At 61.7% G+C, this 11,868-nt stretch carries 9 protein-coding genes; 5 read left to right on the top strand and 4 right to left on the bottom strand.

What is annotated here, in order from left to right; all coding sequences use genetic code 11:
* Positions 1-308, bottom strand: a 308-nt coding sequence (locus C8D82_RS13500) for a hypothetical protein (protein WP_133245201.1), incomplete at its 3' end; no start/stop codon positions are given.
* 491 nt (positions 309-799) lie between these two features.
* Between C8D82_RS13500 and C8D82_RS13495 the strand changes: the two genes are divergently transcribed.
* The 5 genes from C8D82_RS13495 to C8D82_RS13475 all read left to right on the top strand — a co-directional run bounded on the left by C8D82_RS13495 (position 800) and on the right by C8D82_RS13475 (position 8,564).
* Entirely contained in the window at positions 800-1,453 is a 654-nt protein-coding gene (locus tag C8D82_RS13495) for a redox-sensing transcriptional repressor Rex (protein ID WP_116884816.1), read from the top strand.
* Positions 1,454-1,517: 64 nt separating this feature from the next.
* Entirely contained in the window at positions 1,518-2,030 is a 513-nt protein-coding gene (locus C8D82_RS13490) for an NADH-quinone oxidoreductase subunit NuoE family protein (protein ID WP_207776133.1), read from the top strand.
* A gap of 31 nt (positions 2,031-2,061) precedes the next feature.
* On the top strand, positions 2,062-3,966 hold the full coding sequence (locus C8D82_RS13485) for an NADH-quinone oxidoreductase subunit NuoF (protein WP_116884815.1): 1,905 nt from the start codon (positions 2,062-2,064) through the stop codon (positions 3,964-3,966).
* A gap of 31 nt (positions 3,967-3,997) precedes the next feature.
* Positions 3,998-6,028, top strand: coding sequence for a 2Fe-2S iron-sulfur cluster binding domain-containing protein (locus C8D82_RS13480; RefSeq protein ID WP_116884814.1), 2,031 nt, complete (start codon positions 3,998-4,000; stop codon positions 6,026-6,028).
* Between the two features lie 244 nt (positions 6,029-6,272).
* Complete coding sequence (locus C8D82_RS13475; protein ID WP_116884813.1) at positions 6,273-8,564, top strand: family 78 glycoside hydrolase catalytic domain; 2,292 nt, start codon at positions 6,273-6,275, stop codon at positions 8,562-8,564.
* 64 nt (positions 8,565-8,628) lie between these two features.
* Here the strand turns inward: C8D82_RS13475 and argS are convergent, their stop codons facing one another.
* The 3 genes from argS to C8D82_RS13460 are packed head-to-tail and all read right to left on the bottom strand — an operon-like array spanning position 8,629 to position 11,866.
* The gene (gene argS / locus C8D82_RS13470; protein ID WP_116884812.1) at positions 8,629-10,419 is read right to left on the bottom strand and encodes an arginine--tRNA ligase; all 1,791 of its coding nucleotides are present in this window, start codon (positions 10,417-10,419) and stop codon (positions 8,629-8,631) included.
* Between the two features lie 14 nt (positions 10,420-10,433).
* Positions 10,434-11,453, bottom strand: coding sequence for a type I phosphomannose isomerase catalytic subunit (locus C8D82_RS13465; protein WP_116884811.1), 1,020 nt, complete (start codon positions 11,451-11,453; stop codon positions 10,434-10,436).
* Complete coding sequence (locus C8D82_RS13460) at positions 11,450-11,866, bottom strand: acyl-CoA thioesterase (protein WP_116884810.1); 417 nt, start codon at positions 11,864-11,866, stop codon at positions 11,450-11,452. The genes C8D82_RS13465 and C8D82_RS13460 overlap by 4 nt, the downstream gene beginning before the upstream one ends.
* Between the last annotated feature and the right edge of the window lie 2 nt (positions 11,867-11,868).

Genomic DNA, 11,868 nt, shown 5'->3' with positions numbered 1-11,868 from the left:
TCGAGCGCGTCCTTGTCTTTGGTCTTGGCGAAGAAGCGGATTTTCTCCCCCCACGGAGTCGTCCACAGCACGCCGTCCTTTTCCGGGATCGCCGAACTTTCCAGCTGCGGGCTGCGCCACGAGGTGCCGAACAGCCCCGCATCCGCCGAATCAGAACGGTAGATCAGCTGCACCGGATACCGCAGTTCGGGAGAAAAATTGGCTCCGCCCAGCTCGCGGCTCACGATATAGCCGTTTTCGCTCAGCGAAGCCTTCCCCGCCGTCATCGGCGACGAACGAAAGTTCAGTTGTTCCGCTCCATACCCCATCAGGCTCCCTGCCGCCATCGTCAAACCGATGGCCCAACATTGCATTCGTCGTGTTAAATTCAATTTAACATCTCCCGTTTCGCTTTTCAAATTGGAAACCGGGGCGGCAGCGTCAACTGTCGTCGCACAACAGTACTTAATTATACCATAAAGAACTTAGAGAGGCAATAGCAAAGAGGAGAAAATCCGGAAATTCCTTTATCCCGGCCCAAACTTAGATAAAAAAATATTTAAATAGGGCTTGATTTTTTGCGCTTGTGGTGTATGTTAAAGATGCGTTCGATAAAAAAGTATCGAAGCAGATCGGAAAGACAGTCCTCTCTCCGGTAGATGAAATGAAAATTACAGCCGGGCGAAAACCCGGCGATTATAATTTGGTAATGACAGGCTGATCTCGCACTTTCTTTCCCGGCGGAAGAAAGGGAAGGTCGGCTTGTGTCGTGTTCAGCGGAATTAAAGCCGTCTAATTTTACGGGAAGTGTTATAATACTATGGCCAATGTGAAGGTTCCGAAACTGCCGACGATCCGTCGGCTGCCGACTTACCTGTACAAGCTCTCCGAAATGCGCAAGGCGGGCATTTCGATCGTCGCCACTCCCGAACTCGCCCGCTATATGAACCTCGGCGAAATCGTAATCCGCAAGGACCTCGCGATCACCGGAGTGACCGGCCAGCCCGGAGTCGGCTACAAGGTCAAGGAGCTGATCGACGCGATCAAGAGTTATCTCAACTGGGACAACGCCTCCGAAGCGGTGTTGGTCGGAGCCGGTTCGCTCGGCAGCGCGCTCCTGGGCTACGAAGGGTTCGAGGAGTACGGGTTGAAAATCATCGCCGCCTTTGACGTGAATCCCGAAAAAATCGGCACCGAAATCCACGGGCGCAGCGTCTTCGACATCGACCGGCTCGAAGAGCTGGTCGGCCGTCTTCAGGTGCGCATGGGCATCATCTGCGTGCCCGCGACTTACGCGCAGGATGTCGCCGACGCGATGGTCGCCGGAGGCATCAAGGGCATCTGGAACTTCGCGAACGTCAGTTTGAAAGTGCCGGACGACGTGGTCGTCCAGCGCGAAGTGATCGCCGGAGGGCTGGCGGTGCTGTCGGTCAAGATGAACCGCAAATTCGCCGACGAGGAGCAGCAGGAGTAAGTTTTTTCCGATTCGTTTTCAAATTTACCATACAATCACCCAAATCTATAGTTAAGGAGCGAACATGCAGGAAACCATGGAAACCACGCAGGCGATGGTCAAACACCTCGCCGCGGTGAACAAGATTCTGGAGAAATACGATTATTCGGAATCCAAGCTCATTCCGATCCTCCAGGAGGTTCAGGCGGTCTACAAATATCTCTCGAAGGACATGATCAGCTATGTGGCCACCAGCATCGGCGTTCCGCCGTCGCGGGTCTACGGCGTCGCGACCTTCTACGCCCATTTTTCGATGCAGCCCAAAGGCAAATACATCATCAAACTGTGCGACGGCACCGCGTGCCACGTGAAGAAATCCCACGGCATCCTGAATGCGCTCTATGAAAAGCTCAAGCTCTCCGGCGACAAGCGGACCAGCGACGACCAGCTCTTCACCATCGAAACCGTCAGCTGCCTCGGCGCCTGCGGCCTCGCGCCGGTGATGGTGGTCAACGAGGAAGTCTACGGCCAGTGCACCCCGGAAAAGGCGATCGAGATCGTCGACCGGATCATCGCCGAAGAAAAAGCCGCCAACTGATAATCCACCCTCTACTGCGAAAGTTTGAAAGATGAGCAACGATACTGTGAAAACCGTCGATCTCGAAAAAATTCGTGACGATTACAAGGCCGCGGCGGCCAGAATCCAGCGCCGCATCATCATCTGCGCCGGAACCGGCTGCGTCGCGAACGGCTCGCTCGAAGTCCGCGACGCGCTCGCCGAAGCCCTGAAGGAAGCCGGCGTGGATGTCGCGCTTGAACTCAAGAAAGAGGAAGAACACACCGGCACCTACATCTCCAAATCCGGTTGCCAGGGGTTCTGCCAGATGGGTCCCTTGCTCCACATCGAGCCGGGCGACATCCTCTACACCAAAGTCAAGGTTTCCGATGTGCCGGAAATCGTCGAGCGCACCCTGAAAAAGGGCGAAGTGATCGACCGGCTGCTCTTCGTGCATCCGCAGACTCACGTCCACTGCAAGGGCGACGCCGAAATCCCGTTCTACAACCGCCAGAAGCGCGTCGTGCTGGCCAACTGCCGGGTCGAACCGAGCTGCGTGCGCGAATACATCGCCCGCGGCGGCTACTTCGGCGCACGCAAGGCGATCCTCGAAATGAAGCCGGAAGAGGTCTGCCAGACCGCGATCGACTCCGGGTTGCGCGGCCGCGGCGGCGGCGGCTTCCCGACCGGCCTCAAGTGGAAGTTCACCCTCGCCAGCCAGAACGACAAGAAGTACGTGATCTGCAACGGCGACGAAGGCGACCCGGGCGCGTTCATGGACCGCTCCGTGATGGAAGGCAACCCGCACTCCGTGATCGAGGGCATGATGATCGCCGCCCGCGCGATCGGCGCCGATGAGGGTTACGTGTACGTCCGCGCCGAATATCCGCTCGCGGTGGAGCGCATGCGCGCCGCGGTGAAGGATGCGGAAGAGGCCGGATTGCTCGGCGACCATCTGTTCGGCTCGGATTTCAGCTTCAAGGTCACCGTGATGGAAGGCGCCGGCGCGTTCGTCTGCGGCGAGGAGACCGCCCTGATCGCGTCGATCGAAGGCAAGCGCGGCATGCCGCGGCCGAAACCGCCGTTCCCGGCCCAGAGCGGCCTGTGGGGCAAACCGACCGTGATCAACAACGTCGAAACCCTCGCCAGCGTGCCCGGCATCTTCCTGAACGGGCCGGAGCAGTACAAGGCGGTCGGCACCGAGAAGTCCCCCGGCACCAAGACCTTCGCGCTGACCGGCCACGTCGCGAACACCGGCCTGATCGAAGTACCCTTCGGCACCACGCTGCGCGAGATCATCTACAACATCGGCGGCGGCGTGACCAACAACAAGGGCGAAGTGACCACCGAAGATTTCAAGGCCGTGCAGATCGGCGGGCCGTCGGGCGGCTGCCTGACCCCGGATATGCTCGACCTGCCGCTGGACTTCGACTCGCTGAAGTCGGCTGGCGCGATGGTCGGTTCCGGCGGCCTCGTGGTGATGAACAAAGAAACCTGCATCGTGAAGATCGCCCGCTTCTTCATGCAGTTCACCCAGAATGAATCCTGCGGCAAGTGCGTTCCCTGCCGCGAAGGCACCAAGCAGATGCTCGCGATGCTCGACGACATCATCGAGGGCCGCGCCGACCGCAAGACCCTCGAACTGCTCGAAGAGACCGCCAAGGCGGTCCAGCTCGGTTCGCTGTGCGCGCTCGGCAAGACCGCGCCGAACCCGGTGCTGTCGACGCTGCGCTTCTTCCGCGAGGAGTATGAAGCGCACGTGTTCAAGAAAATCTGCCCGGTCGGCGAGTGCAAGGCGCTGGCCCGTCCCGAAATCCTCGCTTCGAAGTGCAAAGGCTGTACCGCCTGCGCCCGGAAGTGCCCGGTCGGCGCGATCACCGGCAAAGTCAAGGAAGTCCACGTGATCGACGCGGACAAGTGCATCAAGTGCGGCGCCTGCAAGGCGGCCTGCAAATTCGGTGCGGTGATCGGCCTGTAACTAAAACAACTTTCTGGAGCTATCAAATAAAATGAGCGAAGTGAAGAAAACTCTCACCGTCAATAACACCGAGGTGGAATTCAGCGACGAGCGGAACCTCCTCGAAGTGATCCGCAAGGCCGGCATCGACATCCCGACTTTCTGCTACCATTCGGAACTCTCGATCTACGGAGCCTGCCGCCTCTGCCTCGTGGACATCAAGGGGCGCGGCATCATGGCCTCCTGCTCGATCAAGCCGGAGCCGGGCATGGTCGTGCAGACCGACACCAAAGCGATCCGCAATATGCGCAAGATCAACGTCGAGCTGCTGCTCGCCAGCCACAACCGCGAATGCCCGACCTGCCAGCGCAGCGCGAACTGCACGTTGCAGGACCTCGCCCGCAAGCTCGGCGTGAAGGACGTCCGCTACAAGCAGACCCAGAAGAACCTGCCGCTGGATACCTCCAGCCCGTCGCTGGTGCGCGACCCGAACAAGTGCGTGCTCTGCGGCGACTGCGTGCGCGTCTGCTCCGAAGTGCAGAGCGTCGGCGCGCTGGATTTCGCCAGCCGCGGCTCCAACGCCCGCGTGGTTCCGGCCTTCGACAACGACCTGAGCGAAGGCGAATGCGTGAACTGCGGCCAGTGCGCTCAGGTCTGCCCGACCGGCGCGATCGTCGCGAAGTCCGACGCCGACAAGGTGTGGGAAGCGATCTACGATCCCGAGAAGGTCGTGGTCGTGCAGGTCGCCCCGGCGGTCCGCGTCGGCCTCGGCGAACGTTTCGGTTTCAAGACCGGTGAAAACGTGGCCCGCAAGATGGTTACCGCGATGAAGATGATGGGCTTCGACCACGTCTACGACACCTGCTTCGCGGCGGATATGACCATCTTCGAGGAAGCCACCGAATTCATCGAGCGCCTGACCACCGGCGGCAAGCTGCCGATGTTCACCAGCTGCTGCCCGGCGTGGGTGAAGTTCGCGGAGACTTTCTACCCGGAAATGCTGCCGAACGTCTCCACCACCCGTTCTCCGCAGGCCATCTTCGGCGCGGTCGCCCGCAAGACCCTGCCCGCCAAGCTCGGCGTGAAGCCGGAAAATCTGGTCGTGGTTTCGGTGATGCCCTGCACCGCGAAGAAATTCGAGGCGCAATTGCCGAAGTTCAAGCGCGACGGCCGTCCCGAGGTCGATTACGTGCTGACCACTGTAGAACTCGCTTCGATGATCGAATCGATGGGAATCAAACTCGATGAACTCGAACCGGCGGCTTTCGACATGCCGCTCGGCTTCTCCACCGGCGGCGGCGTGATCTTCGGAGCCACCGGCGGCGTGATGGAAGCGGCCCTGCGCTTCGCGGTCGAAAAGGTCAGCGGCGAACCCCTTGAGGAGATCGATTTCAAGGAGACCCGCGGCTTGGCTCCGCGCAAGGAAGCGACCCTCGAAGTCGCCGGCAAACAGCTCCGCATCGCGGTGGTGCACGGCCTTGCCAACGCCCGCAAACTGGTCGAGGAGATCAAGGCCGGCAAGGCGCAGTTCGACTTCATCGAAGTGATGGCCTGCCCGGGCGGCTGCGTCGCCGGCGGCGGCCAGCCGATCACCAGCGAAGACGGCTTCCGGTCCAAGCGCGCCGCGGGCCTCTACGACACCGACAAGGAGCGTCAGGTCCAGAAGCCGCAGGACAACTACTGGGTCGACAAGTGCTACGCGGAAGCCTTCGGCGGCCGTCCGGGTTCGCATGAAGCCCACACCCGGCTGCACACGGTCTACAACAACCGCAGCCAGCTCTTCGACGCGAAAAGCCCGATCATGCACGCGAACACCGATGACGCGCTCTCCATCTGCGTGACCATCTGCACCAAGCAGCAGGACTGCCCCGGGCAGCTGCTCCTCGGCAAGATCGTCGAATTCGTGAAACAAAAGGGCATCGCCGACAAGGTCAACATCGACGCGGCCTTCAGCGTCCGTCCCGAAGCGGACGGTACGATCGCGGTTTCCGTCAGTGACATCGTGATCCCGCGCAGCGACTCCGTCGACGCGACTTTCCGCGACGTGAAGCAGGCGATTGAAACTGCTTTCGCCGGCAAGTAAAGCTTCTGCTCCTGCCGGACCGGGGGGCGCTTTATCCCCCGGTTCCGCCAACCGGCAAAGTGCCGGATGCGGTGTTGGATTTTTTGTACAGCAAGAAATTCAACACCGTATTTGTTTTTGCAGCGGAACCGGAACAATCCCGGCAATCCCCCGGCAACTTCGCTTCCGCCGGGCTTGCAAAAACATGACCGGCCGATATATTAGGGGAAACGATTGCAGCTTTCCACTCCAAGGAGCCGTTTGAATGTCAGAATCCTCCCCCTGCTGGATCCGGCTTGCGCCGAATGGTATCGAGATCAACCTTCATGCAGATTTCCGCGGCGGTTTCGCCCTGCCGCAGGGCGTGGATGACGCGGTGATCTCCGTCTCCGCCGACAGTGATTTCCTGCTGTACCTCGACGGCGTCGAACTCGGCGGCGGCCAGTTCAGCGACTACCCGGACCGGCCGACCGCGACGGAGTTCCACACCGGAGCACTCGAAGCGGGCGAACACCTGCTGGCGGCGCTGGTCTGGTTCCGGGGAAAGGATTTCTCGACCTACCGGTGCGGCGCGCCTGGATTCCGGTGCGAACTGCGGGGGGGGGAGTTCCGCTTCGGCAGCTCGACCGCGTGGAAAGCGCGGCTTGACCCGGCGTTCACCTCCGGTCCGATCGCGGACGTCACCGGCCAGCTCGGTTTCGTGACCTGCTGTGACGGACGCAAATCCGACAACTGGCAGCGGCCCGGCTTCGACGACTCCGGCTGGGAGACGGCGGTGGCAACCGATGACCGCGGCATGCCGGAACCGCGGCCTGTGCCGCGCCTTGCTCCGGGGGAGCGGCGCAGCGTTGCTTTCGCCAATCAGGGCTTCCTGCTTCGTACCGGCGAGAAAGAGACGTTTGCCGTCACGGTGTCGCGGGACCTGATGCGGGCGGTCCCGGCGGCGCGTTTCTTCGGTCTGCCCGGCCTGTACGGCATCGAACCGGTCACATTCGCGGAACCGCGGCCGATACAGCCCCCCGTGTTACCGGAAAACGGTTCTTTCGTGATTCTCGACTTCGGCGGCGAATGCGCCGGCAAGCTGGAAATCGAGCTGGACGCCCCCGCTGGAACCGTCGTCGACCTCTCCCACGGCGAACACCTCGACGACGGCCGGGTGCGCAGCCAGATCCAAAGCCGCAATTTCACCGACCGCTACATCTGCCGCGCCGGGCGGAACCGTTTTGCAATCCCGTTCCGGCGCTCCGGGGGCCGTTATCTGCAGCTCAATTTCACGGAGTATGCGGAGCCGCTGATGCTGCATTACGCCGGAATCCGTCCGCAGGAGCTGCCGCTCCCTGCCGCCGCCCGTTTCGACGACGGCGACCGCCTCCACGCGAAGCTGCGGCAGGTCGCGCTCAACACGATGAAGCTCTGCATGCACGAGCACTATGAGGACTGTCCGTGGCGCGAACAGGCATTATACGCCTACGATTCGCGCAATCAGGCGCTCTTCGGCTACTATGCGTGGGGCAACTATGAATTCGCGGCGACGAGCTTTGAGCTGCTCGGGCGCGGCATCCGTCCGGACGGCCTGCTGGAACTGTGCGCCCCCGCCCGCGTCCCGGTCACCATCCCGATCTTCAGCTGGATCTGGTTCGTCGAAGTCGACGAGCACTGGCTCTACAGCGGCAGCGGCCGGCTGTTCCTGCAATTCGAGCGCCAGATGGAGGAGATGCTCGAACGCGCCCTCACCCGGCGCGACACCGCCACCGGCCTCTGCCTGCCGCCCGAGGGCAGGGAAATCTGGAATTTCTATGAATGGGTCGCACAGCTTGACGGCTCCGGGCACCATCCGCTGAGCGCACCGTACAATCTTTATCTGGTGCTGGCGCTGCGCAGTTTCGAGGCGATGAAGGCACGGGCGGGGCGGCCGGTCCCGAACCGTTCCGACGCGCTGCAGGCGGCCGTTGCCCGCGAATTCCGTCGCCCGGACGGGTTCTATGCGACCTACCGCAACGGTTCAGAGCTGATCGGCTTCCACGAGCACGTCAACGCGCTCGCGCTGCGTCTCGGCCTCCTGCCGCCGGAACTGTATCCGCAGTTCATCCGACTTGCGGAGAATCCGCAGGTCGTACCGGCAAGCACCAGTTCGCTGCCGTTCGTGGTCGATGCGCTGCATCAGGCCGGGCCGGAGGGCAGGCGCTTCGCCGCCGAACGGCTGACCGCGGCATTCGCCCCGATGCTCTTCACCGGTTCGGATACTTTGTGGGAGGTCGCCGCCGGAGCACTCGGCTTCGACGGCGCCGGCAGCCTCTGCCACGCCTGGAGCAGTGTGCCGGTCTACTGGCAGGGGGCGCGCCAGCTCGGCGTCACGCCGCTCGAACCGGGCTTTGCCCGCTTTGCGGTCTCCCCCTGTCCCGGCACACAGGAGCATATCGCGGGCGAAGTCCCGACCCCCTCCGGCCCGATCCGGATCGACTGCCGCCGGACCGCCGCCGGACTCAAACTCGCCGTGGAGTGCCCGCCCGCGCTCAAGCCGGAAATCCGCCCGCTCCCGGAATTTCCGGTCCTCTGAAAAAAATCCGGGATTCCGCCTCCATCGAAGCGGAATCCCGGAAGCCGTCTCATACAGTTCCTTATTACATCGCCTGCGGCACTTTGATCGTCAGCGTGGCGAGGCCGTCCACGATGATGGTACGGACCGCATCGGCCATCGCCAGACGCCCCGCGACCAGTTCGGGGGTTTCGGCCGCCAGCACCGGGCACTCGCGATAGAAGCGGTTGAACGCCTTGGCGAGATTCAGCAGATATTCGGCAAGGCCGGAGCAGTCGCGCCGTTCCGCCGCCAGCTTCAACACCGCCGGGTAAAAGCCGGCGGTCACCGCCAGAGCCTTTTCGGCCGGATGCGCCAGCAGCGCCCAATCCACTTTGGCAGGCGAGAAATCGATGCCGCGTTCGGCAGCCTTACGCTCAATGGAGTTGATCCGGGCGGCGGCGTACTGGATGTACGGGCCGGTATCCCCCTCGAACTTCAGAGAGGCCGCCGGATCGAACATGATCGTGGTCTTCGGGTTGAACTTCAGCAGCATGAATTTCAACGCGCCGAGACCGATGATTTCGCCGCGCTCCGCCAGTTCGGCGGGATCAAGCTCCTCTCCGCCGCGCTCCTTGCAGGCGTCGGTGGCCAGCTTCGCCATTTCGTCGAAGAGGTCGTCGGCGTCGACCACCGTTCCCTCGCGGCTTTTCATTTTACCGGTGGGCAGATTGACCATGCCGTAGGAAAGGTGATAGAGCTGATCGGCCCACGGATAACCGAGCCGTTTCATGATTTCAAAGAGCATCTGGAAGTGGAGGTTCTGCTCGTCCCCGACCACCCAGACCATGCTCTCCGGGTGATAATCCTCGAACTTCTTCAAGGTGGTGCCGATATCCTGTGTGATGTAGACGCTGGTGCCGTCGCTGCGGAGCACAACCTTCTTGCCGAGCTTGCCGAGGTCGCAGAAGACCGCTCCATCCTCTCGCTTCGCAAAGACGCCTTTTTCCAGCCCCGCGGCGACGATATCCTTGCCGAGCAGATAGGTTTCGCTCTCCAAGTAGGTGTGGTCGAAGTGAATCCCCATGCGCTCGTAGGTCTGCGCGAATCCGGCGAACACCCAGCCGTTCATCATCTTCCAGAGCTCGCGGACCGCCGGATCGCCGGCCTCCCAATCCTGCAGCATCTTCTGGGTGGCGCGGCCGAGTTCGGTTTCGAGGAACAGTTCCTCGCTGTCCTTGTCCGCCAGTTCCGGCCGGGCGGCCTTCAATACCTTGATCTCCTCCGAAAGCGCCTTGTTGTATTCGACGTAGAACTTTCCGACCAGATGATCACCCTTCATGCCGGTCGACTCCGGCGTGCAGCCGTTGCCGAACCGCTGGTACGCGATCATCGACTTGCAGATGTGGATGCCCCGGTCGTTGACCAGGTTGATTTCGATCACGTCGTGGCCGACCCGCTTCAGCAGCGAAGCCAGCGACATGCCGAGCGTATTGTTGCGCACGTGACCGAGGTGCTGCGGCTTGTTGGTGTTCGGGGCGGAAAACTCGATCAGGATGCGTTTGCGCTGCGCCTCCGGCAGCTTTGCGGCTTCCAGCAGCCGTTCCACCGCCGCCACCGAATCGCGATGCAGCGCACCCGCCTTCACCGTCACATTCACAAAGGCCTTGACCACTTCGACGCCTTCGACGTCCGGATGCCCTTTCAAAAACTCCGCGACGGCCGCCGCCGCCTGCATCGGGTTGCCGCAGAAGCGGCCGATCCTGAAGCAGTTCAACGCGAAATCGCCGGTCATTCCCGCCGGGCAGGCTTCCACCGCCAGCGCCGGTTCCGCCGGATACTTTTCAAACTTGTCCCGCAGAAAATTTTCGAGGTCGACAACAAACTGATATTCCATGACTCTTTCCAATCTTAAAGCGTGGTTTTCACGACCGCGCACTCGCCTTCCGCCAGCGGTTCGATCACATAAGCGCCGAAGCCCGCCGGAACCAGCGCGGTTTCCCCGGCGGCCAATTCAACCGTCCGGTCATCTTCGGCACGGCCGACCCGCACCGGGGCGTTGATCGCACTGATCAGGTGGAAGCTGCCCGAAGGCGTGGTATCATCGTTCCATTTCGACACCAGCCGCAGATCCGCGACCGAGAAGAACGGGCACATGTTGACCACATCGAACTTGCGGTTATGCTGCGCGGTTCCGGCCACTCCCGCAATCCGCGGCGAGGTCCGGTTCATGAAGTTGATCGAACGCATCCCGAGTTCGACGTGAAGCTGGCGCGACTTGCCGTTCGCGTCGACCCGTCCCCAGTCGCTGACGCGGTAGGTGGTGTCGCTGTTCTGCTGGATCTCCAGAATCAGGTTGCCGCCGCCGATCGCGTGCAGCGTGCCGGAAGAGATGAAATAGGCGTCCCCCGGCTGCGACGGATAGACCTGCAGCAGGTTCTCCACATCCGGCGAACCGAGCTGGCTGACCAGCTGCTGTCGGGTGGCGCGCCCCTGAAGCCCGGCCAGAATCTGCGCCCCCTTGCGGGCCGCGATGATATACCACATTTCGGTCTTCGGCTCGGCAGTGCCGCCGATCTCGCGGCAGGCAGCCTCGTCCGGGTGAACCTGCAGCGACAGCCGGTCGCCCGCGTCGATCAGCTTGACCAGCAGCGGGAAACGGTCGGTGGATTTCGCCTTGCGTCCGACCAGCTCGCGCCCGTAATGCTTCAGCAGTTCGTGCATGGTCCTGCCGGCCATCGGGCCGTTGACCAGCACGCTCTGCTCATCCTCGCGGTCCACCAGCTCCCAGGATTCGCCGATCGGATCGGCGGCGGCCGGCACTTCGCGGCGCAACACCTCGCTCATCTGGGTTCCACCCCAGATGCGCGCCTGGTAGATCGGCTTGAACTTCATCGGATACAACGCATTGAAATCGACATATTCACTCATTTTTCATCCTCCGGGCTCCAGAAAAATTGTTCACAGCTCTCCACCAGCTCTTTGCTCATGCGCACCACCTTGCGCTCCGGGTTCACGCTGACCAGCACCACATGGCCGGCAACCAGCAGTTCATCGCCGCGCCGCACCTCGGAGGCGATCACCATCCGGACGCCTTTGATCTCCTTCACCCACGAACGGAACGTCAGCAGATCGTCATAGCGGGCCGGAGCCAGATATTTGCAGTACGCCTCCGAAACCGGCAGGATGATCCCCTTCTTCTCCAGTTCGCTGTAGGGTAACCCTGCCGCACGCAGCATCTCGGTCCGGCTGCGCTCGAAATATTCCAGATAATTCGCGTAGTAGACCACGCCCATCTGATCGGTGTCGGCATACGGCACCCGGTACTCCATATCGTGATACATGC

It is taken from the genome of Victivallis vadensis (assembly GCF_003096415.1).
GTDB classification, from domain to species: domain Bacteria; phylum Verrucomicrobiota; class Lentisphaeria; order Victivallales; family Victivallaceae; genus Victivallis; species Victivallis vadensis.
Note: the sequence above shows the minus strand (reverse complement) of the source record. Positions and strands in the feature narration are given on the sequence as shown.